General features: G+C 71.2%; 18 protein-coding genes. 3 read left to right on the top strand and 15 right to left on the bottom strand.

Annotated elements, in window-relative coordinates; genetic code table 11:
- Positions 1-6 precede the first annotated feature (6 nt).
- From ACFXP5_RS15045 to ACFXP5_RS15075, 7 genes are all read right to left on the bottom strand, one after another.
- Entirely contained in the window at positions 7-1053 is a 1047-nt protein-coding gene (locus tag ACFXP5_RS15045) for an alpha/beta hydrolase (protein ID WP_394529222.1), read from the bottom strand.
- Between the two features lie 184 nt (positions 1054-1237).
- Complete coding sequence (locus ACFXP5_RS15050) at positions 1238-1831, bottom strand: endonuclease domain-containing protein (RefSeq protein ID WP_394545381.1); 594 nt, start codon at positions 1829-1831, stop codon at positions 1238-1240.
- Entirely contained in the window at positions 1832-2065 is a 234-nt protein-coding gene (locus tag ACFXP5_RS15055) for a type IV toxin-antitoxin system AbiEi family antitoxin domain-containing protein (protein ID WP_394545383.1), read from the bottom strand.
- 228 nt (positions 2066-2293) lie between these two features.
- Positions 2294-3670, bottom strand: a complete 1377-nt coding sequence (locus ACFXP5_RS15060; protein ID WP_394545385.1) for an FAD-dependent oxidoreductase — start codon at positions 3668-3670, stop codon at positions 2294-2296.
- A 73-nt stretch (positions 3671-3743) separates the two neighbouring features.
- The gene (locus tag ACFXP5_RS15065) at positions 3744-4808 is read right to left on the bottom strand and encodes a polyprenyl synthetase family protein (protein ID WP_394529225.1); all 1065 of its coding nucleotides are present in this window, start codon (positions 4806-4808) and stop codon (positions 3744-3746) included.
- A gap of 33 nt (positions 4809-4841) precedes the next feature.
- Entirely contained in the window at positions 4842-5558 is a 717-nt protein-coding gene (gene ubiE / locus ACFXP5_RS15070) for a bifunctional demethylmenaquinone methyltransferase/2-methoxy-6-polyprenyl-1,4-benzoquinol methylase UbiE (protein ID WP_394529226.1), read from the bottom strand.
- A gap of 94 nt (positions 5559-5652) precedes the next feature.
- Positions 5653-6177, bottom strand: a complete 525-nt coding sequence (locus ACFXP5_RS15075) for a DUF402 domain-containing protein (protein WP_394529227.1) — start codon at positions 6175-6177, stop codon at positions 5653-5655.
- Between the two features lie 75 nt (positions 6178-6252).
- On the opposite strand from ACFXP5_RS15075, the gene ACFXP5_RS15080 reads away from it, so the two are divergent.
- Positions 6253-7521, top strand: coding sequence for an isochorismate synthase (locus ACFXP5_RS15080; RefSeq protein ID WP_394545387.1), 1269 nt, complete (start codon positions 6253-6255; stop codon positions 7519-7521).
- An 8-nt stretch (positions 7522-7529) separates the two neighbouring features.
- Here ACFXP5_RS15080 and ACFXP5_RS15085 read toward each other — a convergent pair whose 3' ends face one another.
- From ACFXP5_RS15085 to ACFXP5_RS15095, 3 genes are all read right to left on the bottom strand, one after another.
- The gene (locus tag ACFXP5_RS15085) at positions 7530-8384 is read right to left on the bottom strand and encodes a PPK2 family polyphosphate kinase (RefSeq protein WP_394545389.1); all 855 of its coding nucleotides are present in this window, start codon (positions 8382-8384) and stop codon (positions 7530-7532) included.
- Positions 8385-8463: 79 nt separating this feature from the next.
- A complete protein-coding gene (gene menD / locus ACFXP5_RS15090; RefSeq protein WP_394545391.1) occupies positions 8464-10254 on the bottom strand; it encodes a 2-succinyl-5-enolpyruvyl-6-hydroxy-3-cyclohexene-1-carboxylic-acid synthase in 1791 nt (596 codons plus the stop codon).
- Position 10255: 1 nt separating this feature from the next.
- Entirely contained in the window at positions 10256-10678 is a 423-nt protein-coding gene (locus ACFXP5_RS15095) for a PLDc N-terminal domain-containing protein (RefSeq protein ID WP_394529231.1), read from the bottom strand.
- A gap of 75 nt (positions 10679-10753) precedes the next feature.
- Between ACFXP5_RS15095 and ACFXP5_RS15100 the strand changes: the two genes are divergently transcribed.
- Positions 10754-11059 carry a DUF4229 domain-containing protein gene (locus ACFXP5_RS15100; protein ID WP_394529232.1) on the top strand — a complete coding sequence of 102 codons (306 nt, stop codon included), beginning with the start codon at positions 10754-10756 and terminating at the stop codon, positions 11057-11059.
- A gap of 4 nt (positions 11060-11063) precedes the next feature.
- Here the strand turns inward: ACFXP5_RS15100 and ACFXP5_RS15105 are convergent, their stop codons facing one another.
- Genes ACFXP5_RS15105 through ACFXP5_RS15120 form a run of 4 tightly spaced genes read right to left on the bottom strand, consistent with a single transcriptional unit; the run spans position 11064 to position 14913 of the window.
- Positions 11064-12068: a 1,4-dihydroxy-2-naphthoate polyprenyltransferase gene (locus ACFXP5_RS15105; RefSeq protein WP_394545393.1), complete on the bottom strand. Its 1005-nt coding sequence runs from the start codon at positions 12066-12068 to the stop codon at positions 11064-11066.
- Entirely contained in the window at positions 12052-13194 is a 1143-nt protein-coding gene (locus ACFXP5_RS15110) for an AMP-binding protein (protein ID WP_394545395.1), read from the bottom strand. Before ACFXP5_RS15110 ends, ACFXP5_RS15105 begins: the two co-directional genes overlap by 17 nt.
- Before the next feature lie 4 nt (positions 13195-13198).
- On the bottom strand, positions 13199-14113 hold the full coding sequence (locus tag ACFXP5_RS15115; protein WP_394545397.1) for a 1,4-dihydroxy-2-naphthoyl-CoA synthase: 915 nt from the start codon (positions 14111-14113) through the stop codon (positions 13199-13201).
- Entirely contained in the window at positions 14113-14913 is an 801-nt protein-coding gene (locus ACFXP5_RS15120; RefSeq protein ID WP_394529235.1) for an LLM class F420-dependent oxidoreductase, read from the bottom strand. Before ACFXP5_RS15120 ends, ACFXP5_RS15115 begins: the two co-directional genes overlap by 1 nt.
- A 79-nt stretch (positions 14914-14992) precedes the next feature.
- Between ACFXP5_RS15120 and ACFXP5_RS15125 the strand changes: the two genes are divergently transcribed.
- The gene (locus tag ACFXP5_RS15125) at positions 14993-15997 is read left to right on the top strand and encodes an o-succinylbenzoate synthase (protein ID WP_394545399.1); all 1005 of its coding nucleotides are present in this window, start codon (positions 14993-14995) and stop codon (positions 15995-15997) included.
- A gap of 9 nt (positions 15998-16006) precedes the next feature.
- Here the strand turns inward: ACFXP5_RS15125 and ACFXP5_RS15130 are convergent, their stop codons facing one another.
- Positions 16007-16648, bottom strand: coding sequence for a TetR/AcrR family transcriptional regulator (locus ACFXP5_RS15130; protein WP_394545401.1), 642 nt, complete (start codon positions 16646-16648; stop codon positions 16007-16009).
- Between the last annotated feature and the right edge of the window lie 84 nt (positions 16649-16732).

Raw genomic sequence — 16732 nt, forward strand, 5'->3', positions numbered from 1 at the left:
CCGAGGTCACAGGTCGGCGAGCAAGACCCGCACGAACACATCGAGCGAGCGGTAGGCGCTCGCTCGAGCCTCGGGCTGCGAGATGAACACGTCGTGCAGCGCGCCGTCGATCCGGGCGATCGTGACGGATTCGCCGAGCCGCGTGGCGCTGCGGGCGATCTCGTCGACGACCAGCACCGAATCGCTCTCGGTCATCTCGTCGCTCCAGGTGAGCGGCGGTGTCGACCGCGCCGACAGCAGCACCAGGGCGGGAGCGCCGATGTCGAGCCCCGCCGCCACCCGCCGGTGCCCCTCGAGCACGGCGGCGAGCCACCGCGGGTGCGTGGGGAAGCCCTGGGGCGGACGCCAGAGCGGCGGCGCATCGGGCAGCACCCCGAGCTCACGCTGGGCCCTCGTGTAGAACCCGAGATCCACGACCGGTTGGGTGCCGAGCGGGTCGATCCGGGCGCGCGCGTTCACGATCGGGGCCAGCGCTTGGCGCCCGACCGCGCCCAGCTGCAGTTCCAGCCACGGGCTGTTGAGCACGATCCCGTCTGCTCGGCCCGGGTTCCGCGACGCCCACAGGGTCACGGTGAGTCCGCCCGTGGAGTGCCCGATCATCACGAGCCGGCGGTGGTGCACAGCATCCTGCCCCATCTCGGTGAGGGCCGCGTCGATCTCGATGTCGTAGTCCTCGAGCGAGTGCACGTCGCCCGGCGTCTGCCCGGGGCGGAGGCTGCGCCCGTATCGGCGCAGGTCCAGCGCGTAGAAGTGCGCGCCACGGTCGGTGAAGAAGTCGGCGAGCTCGGTCTGGAAGAAGTAGTCCGACCAACCGTGGATGTAGAGCACGTCGACGTCGCGCCACGCCCCGGTGAGCCGCTGCCAGGAAGAGGGGATGCTGCGCACTAGCGTCGCGACGAGGTCGGGCGCCTCCGGTTCGGGCGCTGACTCGGGATGGCGGTGGTGGGGCGGACGGCTCGGGGCGGGCTCGTTCGAGGCGCCGTCGGGCGGCAGCGGGAGGGTGAGCTGCTCGAACCCCTCGCCGAGGATGTCCGGCCGCCACCCCTCGCTCATCCGGCCAGCCTAGAGCGCCGCGATCGCCGGCCCTCGGGACGATTGACCGATTCTTTGCGCGTTCGGTCCAAGCATCCCCTCCCCTGGCCTGCTCACCCGGGAGGAGATGTGCGCTCGGGAGGAGCCCTCAGCCCCAGCGACCCTCCCGAATGCACATCCCCTCCCGAGTGCACACGGCGGGGGCTCACATCACCCGGTGCAAGCCCTGGGCGACCGCTCGCATGAGGCGCGCCTGTACGGCGGCCCAGTCATCGACGATCGCCCCATAGCCGACGCGGATGACGTGGTAGCCCAGCAGGGCGAGCTCGGCGTCATGGGCGATGTCGCGCTCGCGCTGCGCCCCGACGTGGTGACCGCCATCGATCTGCAGGATCAGCCGCTCCCCGATCAGGAGGTCGACCGGGCGACCGGCGATCCATACCTGGCGCCGGAGCGGCAGCCGCATCCATCGCAGCCGCGGCACCACGAAGGACTCGAGCCCCGAATCGGCGAAGGGGTCGGCCTCGTCGCGAAGGCGCCGAGCGGCCGGGCCGAGATCGAGTCGCCGAAGCGCCCGCACGTCGACGACACCCTGCTTGAGCGCCGATTCCCAGACCGCGAGGGCCGATTCATACGGCTGGCAGACCGCGACGATGCTCAACACGTTCTCCACCTCGTCCTCCAGGTGGTTCGGGTGCCGTGGCACCACCGGCTCCGCCCAGTGCATCACCGCGGTGCCGATGGTCGCGTGTCCGGCGTGCGGCGGAGCCGCCACGTGCGGCGTTTCGTCCGCCAGCACTCACAGCCCCAGCCGCCGCGCCTGGGTCACGCACGTCAACACGACACCCGCGCGCGCCGCCGCGGCGAGGAAGGGGTCGGCATCGGGCACGCCCACCCATCCGCGACGGAGGCGAAGGAGCGTCCCGTCCGCGATGGCCGTGCCGACAGAACGCCGGCTGCAGCCGCTCTCGAAAAGCAGCGCGGTGCGGGCCACCCCACCGTGGCTGCGAACGAGCTCGACCGGCGACAGCATCCGTTCATCGTTCCCGGAGGCGACCCGGCCCGACGCTGCCTCAGCCGCTTCTGTGGACGAATCCGTCGCCGGAGTCCCCGGGGAGGAGAAGAAACGCGAGCCTCTTGCTCACCCGGGAGGAGATGTGCGCTCGGGAGGGGCCCTCAGCCCCAACGGCCCTCCCGAAGGCACATCCCCTCCCGGGTGCACACGAAGGAGCGGAGCGGATGCTGCCGCTGCAGCGCGCGGCTACTCCTCGCCGCGCGAGACCCGCACCATCTCGTCGCGCGGCACGACCTTGATCCGTGCCCGCTCGTGCGGAGCGCCGAGCGCCATCTCGTACTCGTCGAGGCGGTGCCACCCCTCGAGGTCGGTCCACGCCACGCCGCGCTCGGCGAGCAGTGCCGGGATCGCCTCCTCGGAGGCATCCTCCGGCTGCCACCACGAGCCCTGGTCGGTCACGATGTGGCGCACGGTCTCCATCGCGTCGGACTTCGTGTGACCGATCAGCCCGACCGGGCCGCGCTTGATCCACCCGGTCGCGTACACACCGGGCACGCGCTCGTTGGTGTCGTGGTGCAGCACCTGGCCCTCTTGGTTCGGGATCACGCCGTGACGCTCATCGAACGGCACGCCCGGGAGGGGCGAGCCGAAGTACCCGACCGCTCGGTACAACGCCTGGATCGGCACTTCCCGCAGCTCGCCGGTGCCTTCGACGCCACCTTGACCGTCGGGACGCGTGCGCTCGTAGACGAGCGCGGCGACGCGGCCCTCGGCATCCGTCTTCACCTCGATGGGCTTCGCCCAGAAGTGCAGGTGCAGGCGCCGCGACGCCTCGCCGCCGAGACCGTTGACGCCCGGGCGCTTACGCCACGACTGCAGCACCCGGTCGATGACCATGACCTGCTTGTTGCTCGCGATCGCCGCGCGCGAAGCGTCGTCGTACTCGAAGTCCTCGTCGTACACGACCATGTCGACGTCGCGCAGCTCGCCGAGCTCGCGCAGCTCGAGCGGGGTGAACTTGACCTGCGCGGGCCCGCGGCGGCCGAAGACGTGCACGTCGGTGACGGGCGAAGCCTTGAGGCCCTCGTAGACGTTCTGCGGAATCTCGGTCGGCAGCAGGTCGTCGGCGTGCTTCGCGAGCATGCGGGTGACGTCGAGCGCGACGTTTCCATTGCCGATGACGGCGACGGATGCTGCGTCCAGAGGCCATTCGCGGGGCACATCGGGGTGTCCGTCGAACCAGCTGACGAAGTCCGCAGCGCCGTAAGACCCCTCGGCGTCGATACCCGGGATGTCGAGACCGGCGTCACGGATCGCTCCGGTGGAGAAGATCACGGCGTGGTAGTGCTTCTTGAGGTCATCCAGGGTGATGTCCTGACCGAAGCGCACGTTGCCGAACAGGCGGATGTCACCGCGGTCGAGAACTTCGCGCAGGGCCGTGATGATGCCCTTGATGCGCGGGTGATCGGGGGCGACGCCGTAGCGCACCAGACCATAAGGGGCGGGGAGCTGCTCGAACAGGTCGATCGAGACGTCGAATCCGCGTTCGGTCTTGAGCAGGATGTCGGCGGCGTAGATACCGGCAGGGCCGGCTCCGACGATGGCGAGCCTGAGCTTCGTCATGAATGTTCCTCGGGGTTTCGGTGGTCGGGTCGGCGCCCTGAGCCAGTGGCCCGCGCCGACGCTGTCGAAAAGATCAGCTGGAGCGGTCGGCGACAGCCTGCGCGAAGCGGGTCAGCGCTTCGCGCACCGGCCCGTCGGGCACCGGCGCGAGCGCATCGATCGCGTGTTGCGACCATTCGTGCGCGAGGCGCAGGGTGTCGCGGGTGGCATCGTGGTCGCGGAGGCGGGCCAGGGGCGCGTCGAGCAGCGAGGCGTCGGCGCCGTCCGCGATGCGGGCGACACCCTCGTCGATGCTCCCGCGGAGGGCGCGGGACGCAGCATCCGTCCGCTCGCCGAGCAGCAGGTAGGGCATCGTCGGCACGCCGGCGCGGAGGTCGGTGCCGGGCACCTTGCCGGTCTCGTCGGGGTTCGCGGAGAGGTCGATCACGTCGTCGAGCAACTGGAACGCGACGCCCGCCTTCTCGCCGAACGTGCGGATGGGCTCTTCCAGCTCGGACGGACCGTGGGAGAAGATCACGCCCGCCATCGCGGCGGTGGCGATGAGCGAACCGGTCTTGTCGGAGAGCACCTGCAGGTAGAACGCGACGGGGTCATCGCCCGGCTGCGGTCCGACGGTCTCGTGCATCTGTCCGAGAACGAGGCGCTCGAAGGTGTCGGCTTGCAGGCGGATGGCCCGCTCGCCGAAGCGCGCCATGATCTGGCTCGCGCGGGAGAACAGCAGGTCGCCCGTGAGGATGGCGATGTTGTTGCCCCACACGGTCTGCGCGCTCGGCACACCACGGCGCACATCGGCGCCGTCCATGACGTCGTCGTGGTACAGCGATCCCAGGTGGGTCATCTCCAGCGCAGCGGCGGCATCGACGACCTCGACCGTGGCGCCCTCGCCCAGCTGGGCGGTGAGCACGGCCAACATCGGGCGGATGCGCTTGCCGCCCGCCTCGTAGAGGTAACGGCTGGTCGTGTCGGCGAGGGTGTCACTGACACGCAGCTCGCGGGCGAGACTCAGCTCGACACGGGCGAGGCCTTCTTCGACGGTCGCGAGCAGGCGACGGGACCGCACTCCCGCGAAGATGCGGTCGGTGAGGCCCAGTTTGCCCACGACGAGTCGCGGGCCCGCAGCGGAAGGTCCCGGGGTCACGGTGTCAGCCTATCGCGCGCCGCTGCGGCGCCTTCATGCGGGGTTCGTTCCGCGGTGGAGGGCCACGATGCCCAACGAGAGGTTGCGGTATTCGACCTGGGTCCAGCCGGCTTCGCGCATCCAGGTCGCCAGGGTGGACTGGTCGGGCCATTCGCGGATCGACTCGTTCAGGTAGTCGTACGCCTCGGTGTTGGAGCTCACGACACGCGCCACGCGCGGCAGCACCCGGTCGTTGTAGAAGCGGTACAGCCCCGCGAACGCCGGCGAGCGCGGGTGCGAGAACTCGCACACCACGATGTGACCGCCGGGCTTGGTCACCCGTCGGAGCTCGCGGAGTGCCTTCTTCGGGTCGATCACGTTGCGGAGTCCGAAGGACATCGTGACGGTGTCGAACTCGGCGTCGCCGAACGGCAGATCGGTGGCGTCCGCCTCGACGAAGGAGAGATTGCGGATGCCGCCGTGACGGCGCCGTCCTTCCGCGATCATGCCCGGGGAGAAGTCGGCTGCGACGACGTCGGCGCCGCTGCGAGCGAGAGCCACGCTGGATGCTCCCGTGCCGGCGGCGAGATCCAGGATGCGCTGACCGCGTCGGGGGGCGACGGCACGGGTGGTCGCGACGCGCCAGAAGCGGTCGTTGCCGAGGCTGAGGACCGCGTTGGTGCGGTCGTAACCGGCGGCGACCTGGTCGAACATGCCGCTCACCCGGCCGGGATCCTTGCCGAGATCGGCGCGGTTCGGCTCGGGGGTCATGCCTTGATCCTACGGCGAGCACCCTGTACGCGAGGCGCGAGAGCCGCGCGGGGACGCTCGGTCGTTCGACGTCGAGACGAACCGCGGTGCGGGATCAGTCCGATTCGGCGGTGCGTGCGAGCCAGCGGGCGACGGTGGCGTCGTCGAACGGCGCCTCCCGCCGGGTGACCTGGCCCTCCAGCTCGACGGCGACCGACTCGAGACGCTCGACGATGTCGAGCGGGTAGCCGTAGTGCACGCGGTGCTCTTCCCACTCGTCGCGATCGTCGATCCAGATCCGATCGCGCTGCTCGACGACGTCCAGGTCCATATCGATCCCCGTCGGCTCGCCGTCCTGCCAGCGCCCGTCCCAGGCGAGGTCGATGTAGACCCGGGTGGGGTGCGGGGCGGCGTTCGCGGTGAACGCCCACTCGCCACTCGGGGGCAGCAGCGTGACGTTGTCGGTCGGGGCCACCACCTCACGGCCGGGGCGGTGGCTCCGCCATCCGGCGCGCTGTCCGAACCAGTCGCCCCACTCGTCCGAGCCGAGGTAGACGCAATCGTGCTCCCAGTGCGGCGAGCCGTCCCACTTGCGCCAGCGGAACACGAGCGGGGTACCGGGGGCAGGACGCGTCGCCATGCCCGAAGTCTAAGACGAGCACACCGTCGAACGATGCGCGGCCCCCGCCGAAATGCCGGTCGTAGGCTGGATGCTGTGACCGCAGCATCCGATGTCCCCCGGCTGCGCGTGGTGACCCGCGAGGTCGCGGCGGTCGAGGATGTCCTCGGTTACACCACCTCGTACGACCCGCTGTACTGGAGCCGTCGTGGCGACGCCCTTGCCGCCTTCGGCACCGTGCTCACCGAAGGACCCGGGTTCGCGATCGCCGAGCGCTGGCGCGAGATCGCCGCCGCCGCCGAGATCGACGATCCGGTCGGTGTGCCCGGCACGGGGCTGGTCGCCTTCGGTTCGTTCGCGTTCGACCCCCGCTCCGAGTGCCCGGACAGCCTCATCGTTCCCGGCACGATCGTCGGCCGGCGCGGCTCGCGGTCGTGGGTCACGCGCATCGCCTTCGCCGACACCCCCGACGACCCCGAACCGGAGCTGCCGCCGCGGTCCCCCTACGGCCCGCACTGGTCGGCCACCCTCGGGCCGGGCGCGATGACGCCCGATCTGTACCAGGACGCGGTGCGCCAGGCGCTGGCCGCGATCGACCGCCACGAGGTCGACAAGGTCGTGCTCGCCCGCGACCTCGTCGGCTCGCTTCCCGCGGGCTCCGACCTCCGCCGGCTGGTGCGCTCGCTTGCCACCGCGTATCCCGACACCTGGGTCTTCGCCGTCGACGGCCTGGTAGGCGCGAGTCCCGAGACCCTGGTGACCGTCTCGCGGGGAACCGTCACGGCGCGGGTGCTCGCGGGCACCACGGCGCGGGGCGCCGACGTCGATGCCGACGCCGCAGCATCCCTGGCTCTCGCGACGAGCCCGAAAAATCAGGACGAGCACCGTTTCGCCGTGCAGAGCGTGCTCGCCTCGCTCCGCCCTCACACCAGCGCGCTCGTGGCGGAGGAGCAGCCGTTCACCCTCAAGCTGCCGAACGTCTGGCACCTCGCGACCGACGTCGAGGGCGTGCTGTCGGATGCCGCCTCCTCGCTCGACCTGGTGACGGCCCTGCATCCGACGGCCGCCGTCGCCGGCACCCCGACGGCCGCGGCGCGCGAGCTGATCCACCGCCTCGAGCCCTTCGACCGCGGGCGTTACGCCGGTGCGGTCGGGTGGATGGATGCCTCCGGGGACGGCGAATGGGCGATCGCCCTGCGGTGTGCCCAGTTCGGCGGGCCGCCTTCGGAGGCCGCCGTGGTCGGGGCCGACACGATCGCGCTCACGGCCTATGCCGGGGCGGGCATCGTCGCCGGCAGCGACCCAGAGTCGGAGCTGCTGGAGACCCGGGTGAAATTCCGCCCGATCGTCGAAGCCCTCGCCTGACCTCGAGCCTAGGACGCGGCGAGCCGTCGCTTCTCGGCCTCGACGTCGTAGTCGGCGGGCGGCCACTGCGGGTCGATGTCGCGGAGGGCGCCCAACAGCAACTGCTGCACGGCGAGCCGCGCGAACCACTTCCGATCCGCCGGCACCACGAACCACGGCGCCACCGCGGTCGACGTGCGCTCGAGCATGACCTGGTAGGCGGCGGCGTACTGCTCCCACAGCATCCGCTCGTCGATGTCGCCGGGATTGTATTTCCAGTACTTCTCCGGGCGCTCGAGCCGTTCACTCAGCCGCGCCTTCTGCTCGTCCTTCGAGATGTGCAGCATGACCTTGACGACGCGGATGCCTCGGGCCGCAGCATCCTTCTCGAACTGCTCGATCGCGCCGTAGCGACGCTCGATCTCCTCCGGCGGCGCAAGAGAACGCACGCGCCCGATCAACACGTCCTCGTAGTGCGAGCGATCGAAGACGCCGATCTTCCCCGGTTCCGGAAGTCGTTTCGCGATACGCCACAGGAAGTCGTGGCTCAGTTCCTCGGCCGTCGGCTTCTTGAACGAGGCGAGTTCGACGCCCTGCGGGTCGACCGAGCCGACCACGTGGCGCACGATGCCGCCTTTGCCCGAGGTGTCCATGCCCTGCAGCACCAGCAGCACCGATCGGGTGGCCGTGCCGGCCACGCTCTGCGCGAAGAGGCGCTCCTGGAGGCCGTCGAGCGCCGGCACTCCCTCCGCCAGGTCCCGCGCACCCTCGGTCTTCGACCCCGCGTACCCCGGGGTGCTTCGCGGATCGAGGTCGGCGAGGTGGAACCCGGGGCCGATCCGGAGTGCCGCGGCCGGGTGCTGGGTCCAACCGTCTGTGCTCATCCGCCCATCCTGCGCGATCCCGCGCGCTCGCGCCATCCCGCCGGTGGCGCGAATCCACGGCCGCGGACGCGCTCGGGGGTCAGCGCGGCAGGGGGACTTCGATGAGCTGGCGGCCGCCGACCGGCGCGGTCAGCAGCTGGTCGAGCGCCGAGCGGGTGGTCACGCGGTGGTATTCCCAGCCGTACGCCGTCGCGAGATGCTCGAGCTGCACCGTCTGGGGCGTGTAGAGCACCCGTTCCATGACCTCGGGAGCCGCGACCCGCGACACCTCGAGCCCGTCGAAGATCGTGCCGCCGCCGTCGTTGCCCACGATGACCTGCAGCCGCGGCTCGGCCTCGCCCGGCGGCAGCAACAGCGCGCCGACGTCGTAGAGGAAAGCCAGGTCGCCCAGCAGCAGCCGGGTGATCCCGGGGCGGCCGTCGGCCTGGCTCGCGAGGGCCACGCCCGTCGCGGTGGCCACGGTGCCGTCGATGCCGGCGAGGCCTCGGTTGGAATGCACGGGCACCTTCTTCCCGCCCAGCACCGCGTCGGCGACGCGCACGAGGCGCGAGGAGCCGAACATCAGTCGGTCGTGCGGCCAGGTCGCCCGCCAGACGGCGTCGACCAGAGCAGCCCGATCGAGAGGCGCGCGCAGCGCCGCCACCTCGGTCGCCAGTGCGCCGAGTCGCTCGCTGGGCACGCCGGAGGCCAGGCCGTCCACGTCGGGTGCGGCGGGGGAGAGATCGACGGATGCTGCGCGCGACGCCCGCATCCAGGCGCCGAGCCAGTCCCGATCGGCCGCGCCCTCGACGACGACGACAGCGTCGACGGTGAGGGTGGAGCCGTTCAGGTTCAGCGCCTCACCCGGTCCGCGGACGGCGATGATCTCGATCAAGGCGTTCGAGAGCAGCGCCGTCACCTCTCGGCTGAGGGTGGGGTGTCCGTAGACCACGACCCGTTCCACCGCACCGCCGAGGTCGGGTTCGCGCAACAGCTCGCGGTAGGAATGCACGAGGTTACGCCCGAATCGCGCGCCGCTGACGATCTCCGCGACGAGCGGCCAGCCGCCTCGGTGAGCGAGCTCCTCCGCGGCGACTCCGGCATCGGCTCCCGCGACGACGAGCGTGCGCGGACCGCGCTCGAGCACGCGTGCCGGTTCCTCGACGGGTGCGGTGTCGGCCGCGCCGATCCCCCCGCCCCCTTGATAGAGGGCTCCCGACGACGCATCCGGAGCGGCGCTTACCGACCCCGGCTCGGGCGAAGCGGAGAGCCACGCCGGGCTGGGTCCGCCCAGCGGTTCGCGATACGGCAGGTTGAGGTGCACCGGGCCGGCTGCTCGGGCGCCGGCGCCCGAAGCTGCGGCGAGCGCGTCGGCGGCGACGCCGCGCAGCACGCGGGTCTGTTCACCGTCGCCCTCGTCGTCGACCTCGTCGGGAACGGGCAGGTCGAGCTCCAGCCGCGCAGCGGCTGTGAACAGGCCGGGTTGGCGGGTGGTCTGGTTGGCGCCGACACCGCGCAGCTCCGGCGGCCGGTCGGCGGTGAGCACCAGCAGCGGCACCCCGGAATGGTGCGCCTCGAGCGCGGCCGGCAACAGGTTGGCCGCCGCCGTGCCGGAGGTGCACAGCACGACCGCCGGCACTCCACTCTCTCGACCGAGGCCGAGGGCGGTGAAACCGGCGACGCGCTCGTCGATGCGCACGTGCAGGTGTACGCGGCCGGCACGCTCGAGGTCGGCGGCGGCGAGGGCGAGGGCCTGCGAACGCGAGCCGGGGCTCACGACGATATGGCGCACGCCCCCGGCGACGAGTGCGCCGAGCAGGGCGGCGGCGGCATCCGTCGCCGGCGCTGCGCCCTCGCGCACCGAAGGGCGCGCGACCTCGGGTGCGGTCATGTCAGCCGACGGCGCCGCGCTGACCGCGGGTGTCGCCGTCTTCGTCCGTCGGCTTCGTGCCGGCGGCCGGCGGGATGCTGCCGGGTGCCGCGGGCGGCTGCGGGTCGTCGGCTTCGGAGTCGAGCTGTGCGAGCTCCTCCTCGAGCCGACGGATGCGTTCGTCCTGGTCGCGGACCGAGGCGATGCTGCCGAGGAACTCGGGGTCATCATCGGGGGCGCGACGTCCGACGGTCTTCGACGTGCGGCCGCGGCCGATCACGAACCAGAGCAGACCGCCCAGCACCGGGAGGAGGACGACGATCGCGATCCACATGCCCTTGCTCACTCCGCGGTGGCGGGTGGGCGGCTGCAGGGCGCAATCCACGATCGTGTAGACCCAGAACGCAGTCGCCACGAGCGCCAGAATGAGCAGCACCCTTGTCATCCCTCTATCCTAGGCGCGCTCCCTGGGCATCGGCCTGGCGAGGATGGCCCCGCGAGGGGCAAATAGGATGGGGAGATGCGCGTCCGCTCGGCCCTCCTGTTCACGGTGCTGCGGCTGCTCACCTTCCTCGTGCCGTTCGGCATCCTGATGCTGTTCCCAGCCTTCCAGGACGGCCTCTACTGGCTGGCGGCGATCTTCGCGGCGCTGATCGGACTGAGCCTGTCGATACTGTTCCTGCGCCGTCCGCTCGAGGGCGTTTCGACGGAACTCGCAGAGCGCCGCGCGGAGCGCGAGCGCCGGGGCGCGGAACTCGACGCCGACGCCGAGGATGCTGCCGACGACGACCTGCGCGCTCCCGAAGACGACCCCGACCGCCCCTGAGGGGTCAGCCGACGAAGGCCCAGAACAGGAAGGCGCCGTAGCCGACCGAGGTCAGCGAGGTCAGCGAGAGGGCGACGACCAGTTCGCGCGGGGCGCGGTAGGTCCACACGATCAGGATCGCCGGGAGCGCTGCGAGCAGGGCGAGCAGCGTGAGCCACGCGATGGGGTAGACGAGGGCCAGGAACGCCGCGATGGCGAAGGGCACCAGCACGAGCAGCGTGAACAGCACCTGGGTCGCCCGCTTGCCGATCCGCACGCTCAGCGTGCGCTTGCCGGCCACGCGGTCCTGATCGATGTCGCGGAGGTTGTTGGCCAGCAGCACGGCCACGGCCAGGAGTCCTGCCGCGACGGCGCCGAACCATGCCTCCTGCGGCAGCTCCTCGACCTGCACCCACGTCGTTCCGAGCGTGGCGACGAGGCCGAAGAAGACGAACACGAACAGTTCGCCGAAGCCCGCGTACCCGTACGGGCGTTTGCCGCCGGTGTAGAACCAGGCGGCGGCGACGCAGGCCGCCCCGACCAGCAGCATCCACCACTGCTGACTGCGGATCACGATCGCGAGGCCCGCCACCGCCGCGAGGGCGAAGAACACGAGGGCGACGATCAAGACGGTCCGGGGCTTCGCCTTGCGCGACGCGGTCAGCCGGGCGGGGCCGACCCGGTAGTCGTCGGTGCCGCGGACGCCGTCGCTGTAGTCATTGGCGAAGTTCACACCGATCTGCAGGAACACCGCGACCGCGAGGCACGCGAGCGCGAGCACCCAGTGGAACTGCTCGTCGACGAGCCGTGCGGCTCCCGTGCCGATGAGCACCGGGGTGATCGCGAGGGGAAGCGTACGCAGCCGCGCCGCACCGATCCAATCGCGGGCCGTCGCTTTCGCGGGCGGAGCCGCGATGGGCCCCCGTTGAGGGTTGCCGCTCGGGCGCCGCTTCGGAGGGGTGCGCTTCTTGCCGGTGTTTCGTGCCACGGGTAGAGATCCTACGGCGGGTTCGTCATGCGGATGCTGCATGCCGTCGCAGCGCGACGCGGTCGGGCTTGCCCGACCCGAGCAGCGGAACCTCCTCGACCAGCACCAGTCGGTGAGGCCGGGCGTGCCGCCCGACCTCGTTCGCGACGACCTCGCGCACCCGCTCCCAGAGCGCAGCCGCGTCGGTGTCGCTCGCGGCGACCAGGACCGGAACCTCGCCCCACTCGGGGTCGGGCACACCGACGACCACCGCGGATTCCAGTCCAGGGATGCTGCGCACCGCCCGCTCGACGCGGTCGAGCGAGATGTTCTCGCCGCCCGACACCACGACGTTGTCGCGCCGTCCGAGCACCCGCAGCACCCCGTCCACGACTTCGCCGGTGTCGCCGGTGCGGTACCACCGGGTGCCGTCTTCATCGCGCGGGAACGCCGCGCTCGTCGCTGCTTCGTCGCCCAGGTATCCGTCGGCCAGGGTGGGGCCCGACAGCTGCACCTCGTCGTCGATGATCCGCACGCGCGTGGCGTCGAGCGGCACGCCGTCGTAGACGCATCCGCCGCTCGTCTCGGTCGATCCGTAGGTGCGCACCAGGCGCATGCCCACCTCGGCGGCGCGGTCGCCGATCACGGGAGCGAGAGCCTGCCCGCCGACCAGGACGGCGGCGAACGACCGCACCGCCGCGAGCACGTCGTCGTCGCGCTCGGCGGCATCGAGCAGCCGCCGCACCTGCACCGGCACGAGCGAGGTGAAGGTGGGCGTGGGCACTCCCCCGATGCTGGACGCCATCGAGGCGGCCGCGGCGGCGAAGGCTTCGGGAGAGAAGCGCCCTGCGAGGATCGCGGGTTCGTGGCCCGACACCAAGGAGCGCACGAGCACCTGCGCGCCGGCGATGTAGCCCGCCGGCAGTGCGAGCAGCCAGGCGCCCTCCCCCACCCGCGCGGCCGTGGCCAGGGCACCGGCGGTGAGGGCGTTGCGGCTGAGGACCACCGATTTGGGCACGCCCGTCGACCCGGAGGTCGTGACCACCAGCGCGGTACCGGGCGGCACCTCATCGGGGAGCGCGCCGCCCTCGGCGCCGATCGCGATCGCCGGGCCCGCGCCGAGCACGGCTCCCCGCAGCGCCCGCAGCACCGCGCGAGGGTCGGCGGCGTCGACGCGCTCGAGCTTCATGAGCTCAGAAGTGCCACGGGTAGTCGGACCAGTCGGGGTCGCGCTTCTCCAGGAACGCGTCGCGCCCCTCGACCGCTTCGTCGGTGCCGTACGCCAGACGCGTCGCCTCGCCGGCGAACACCTGCTGGCCCACGAGACCGTCGTCGACGGCGTTGAAGGCGAACTTGAGCATCCGGATCGCCGTGGGGGACTTGGTGAGGATGGTGCGTGCCATCGCGATCGCCTCGCGCTCGAGGTCGGCGTGGGGCACGACGCGGTTGACGGCACCCATGTCGAACGCCTGCTGGGCGGAGTACTCCTCGGCGAGGAAGAAGACCTCCCGCGCGCGCTTCTGCCCGACCTGCCGGGCGAAATAGGCCGAACCGTAGCCGGCGTCGAACGAGCCGACGTCGGCGTCGGTCTGCTTGAATCGCGCGTGTTCGGCGCTCGCGATCGTCAGGTCGCACACGACGTGGAGCGAGTGACCGCCCCCGGCCGCCCATCCGGGCACGACGGCGATGACGACCTTGGGCATGAAGCGGATGAGGCGCTGCACCTCGAGGATGTGCAGCCGGCCCGATCGCGCGAGATCGACCGCATCCGTCGGCGAATCGGTGTCGCCGGTCGCCGCGTACTTGTAGCCGTCACGCCCGCGGATGCGCTGATCGCCGCCCGAGCAGAACGCCCACCCGCCGTCCTTCGGACTCGGGCCGTTGCCGGTGACGAGCACCACGCCGACGCGCGGGTCCTGGCGGACCAGGTCGAGCGCGTGGTGCAACTCGTCGACCGTGTGCGGGCGGAAGGCATTGCGCACCTCGGGCCGGTTGAAGGCGACGCGCGCGATCCGACCGTCGTGGCTCAGGTGCGCGGTGATGTCGGTGTAGTGCTCATTCGCCGGGGTCGCGACCCATTCGGCGGGGTCGAAGATCTCGGAGATCATCACGTGGCGTTCTTGCCGTCGCGCCAGCGCAGCCAGCGCTCCACCACGTCGTAGTCCGGCGTTCCGGGCGCCCAGCCGAGGGTGAACAGCCGCACGCCCGCCGAGAACAGGGCATCGGCGTCCGACTCATCGCGGTTCTTCAGTTCGTTCGAGACGACGAGCTGCGACACGTCGCGCTGCTCGGTATCGGCCCACTTCTCGATGACCGAGATCTTGTGCGCGAGACCGTCGGCAGGCACGAAGCTGTGCCAGATGTCGGCGTGACGCGCGACGATGCGCAGGGTCTTCTGCTCGCCCTTCCCACCGATCATCACCGGGATGGGGCGGGTCGGCGGCGGGTTCAGCTTCCCCCAGCGCGCGACCACCCGGTCCAGGCCCTCGGCCAGGTCGTTCAAGCGCGATCCGGCCGTGCCGAACGGGTAGCCGTACTCGTCGTAGTCGCGCTCGAACCAGCCCGAGCCGGTGCCGAAGATGAAGCGACCGGTGTCACCGCCGCGGGCACTGATGTGGTCGATCGTGCGGGCCATGTCGGCCTGCAGGTCGGGGTTGCGGTAGCTGTTGCAGTTCACGAGCGCGCCGATCTCGACCCGCTCGGTCTGCTCGGCCCACGCGGCGAGCATCGTCCACGATTCGAAGTGGCGCCCCTCCGGGTCTCCGCTCAGGGGGAAGAAATGGTCCCAGTTGAAGAGGATGTCGACGCCGAGATCCTCCAACCGCCGCGCGGCCTCGCGGATCTGTGCGTAGGACGCGTGCTGGGGCTCGATCTGCACGCCGAGGCGCACGGGGGTATCCAGAAGCATGCCGCCAGCCTATTCCCGCCCACGCACCGCCTCGCCGTGGCACCGCCGCGTACCGGAGGGGACCGAGCATGATGTGGTGATGAGCACCCCGCTTCCTCCCCTGGCCGACCTCCTCGACCGCGCGCACGTCGTCGCACTGCCCCTGGCCACTCGGTTCCGGGGGGTCGACGTCCGCGAAGCGCTGCTGCTGGAAGGACCCGAGGGGTGGACGGAATTCTCGCCGTTCGTGGAGTACGGCGACGCGGAAGCATCCGTCTGGCTGCGTGCGGCTCTGGAGTTCGGCTGGACGCCGACTCCTCCCGCACGCCGCGACGCGATCCCCGTCAATGCCACGATCCCCGCGGTCGACGCCGGCGCCGTCGCGGCAGTGCTCGCCCGGTTCGACGGCTGCCGGACGGCGAAGATCAAGGTCGCCGAGCCCGGCCAGGTGCTCGCCGACGACGTCGACCGTGTTGCTGCGGTGCGTGAGGCGATGGGCCCGGAAGGGCGGATCCGGGTGGATGCGAACGGCGGGTGGAACGTCGATGAGGCCGAGCACGCGGTGCACGCTCTGGCCGCGTTCGATCTCGAGTACCTCGAGCAGCCCTGCGCCGAGATCGACGAACTCGCCGAGCTGCGCCGGCGCATCCGCTATCTCGGCATCCCCATCGCCGCCGACGAGAGCGTTCGCAAGGCGGAGGATCCGATGCGGGTCGCCCGCGCGGGAGCCGCCGACATCCTCGTGATCAAGGTGCAGCCCCTCGGCGGCGTGCGCCGGGCGCTCGCTCTCGTCGCCGAGGCGGGCCTGCCGGCCGTCGTCTCGAGCGCTCTGGACACCTCGGTCGGGCTGTCGATGGGCACGGCCCTCGCGGCCGCACTCGGCGACCTCGACTACGACTGCGGTTTGGGCACGGCCTCCCTCTTCGACCTCGACGTCGCCGATCCTGCGCTCCGGCCTCGGGACGGGATGCTGCCGGTCGGGCGCGTGAGCCCATCGGCGCCGCGTCTCACCGAGCTCGCGGCCTCCGCGGGTCGTCGCGCGTGGTGGTTCGAGCGCCTGGAGCGCTGCCACACGCTGCTGGCGGCGGAGCGCGAGATCGCCTGAGCGCGCCGATCAGCAGCGCTGGTCGATGACCAGTTCGGCGACGACCGCCAGCGCTTCGCCGATGCGACGACGCATCCCCGCCTGATCGGCACCGGCCATCACCGCGGCTTCGGCGGCGGAGGCCCACACGGTCATGAAGAGATCGGCGGCCGCAAGCTCCGGAACCCGCACCCGCAGGTCTTTTCCCCTGGCGATCTCGAGGATGATCTGCGCCACCTCCGCGCGCAGGGCGTCCACTTGGCGCTGATAGGCCGCAGCCACCGTGGGATTGCGCAGCGCGTGGTTGCGGATCTCGCCCATCAGCAGCACCTCGAGGCGATCGTGCCCGGCCGCCTCGAGCACCTCCCGCACGATCGCGAGGGCCTCCTCCGGCACGTCCGCTGAGGTGCCGGAAGCCGTGATCTGCGCGATCCGCGCCCGCACGGCCTCGACCTGGCGGGCCGCGGTGTCGGCGGCGAGATCGAGGAAGAGCTCTTCCTTGCTGGCGAAGTTCGAGTAGAACGCGCCCCGCGTGTACCCGGCGGCCTCGCAGACGGCCTCGACGGATGCGGCGTCGAGCCCGACCTCCGCGAAGACCTGCGCCGCCGCCTCGAGCAGGCGCTGTCGGGTGTTCTCGCGCCGTCGGGTGGGGGCGGATGAGGTGTCGGTCATGGAAAAACCTCCGGTTCACACGGACCATTCAGCCCGACCCGTGCAGCGTCGTTCTACGATACAGGTGTGTATCGGATACATCGC

Source organism: Microbacterium hanjuni (genome assembly GCF_043556395.1).
Lineage (GTDB): Bacteria > Actinomycetota > Actinomycetes > Actinomycetales > Microbacteriaceae > Microbacterium.